Source organism: Streptomyces sp. JJ36, assembly GCF_021696945.1.
GTDB lineage: Bacteria > Actinomycetota > Actinomycetes > Streptomycetales > Streptomycetaceae > Streptomyces.
Window position 1 is genome coordinate 1 of record NZ_JACYHE010000193.1, and the last position, 461, is coordinate 461.

General features: G+C 68.5%; 1 protein-coding gene. It reads right to left on the bottom strand.

Features of this window, described 5'->3' with window-relative positions; all coding sequences use genetic code 11:
- Positions 1-461 (bottom strand): ATP/GTP-binding protein (locus HOY81_RS27130; protein ID WP_237323355.1); only part of this gene is annotated, 461 nt, incomplete at both ends.

Genomic DNA, 461 nt, shown 5'->3' on the forward strand with positions numbered 1-461 from the left:
GCGTCGGTGGTGATGATCGGCGCGTCCGGCCCGATCTGCAGCGCCTCCCGCACCTCCTCCGGCGTGTACGGCTGATGCCCGTCGAAACCGTTCAGCGCGATCACGAACGGAAGGCCGCTGTTCTCGAAGTAGTCGACCGCCGGGAAGCAGTCCGCGAGTCTGCGGGTGTCCACCAGCACCACGGCCCCGATGGCGCCGCGCACCAGGTCGTCCCACATGAACCAGAACCGGTCCTGGCCGGGCGTCCCGAACAGGTACAGGATCAGGTCGTCGTCGAGGGTGATCCGGCCGAAGTCCATGGCCACCGTGGTGGTCGTCTTCCCGCCCGTGTGCGTCAGGTCGTCGATGCCCGCCGAGGCGGAGGTCATCACGGCCTCGGTGCGCAGCGGATTGATCTCCGAGACCGCGCCGACGAAGGTCGTCTTGCCCACGCCGAAGCCGCCGGCCACCACGATCTTCGC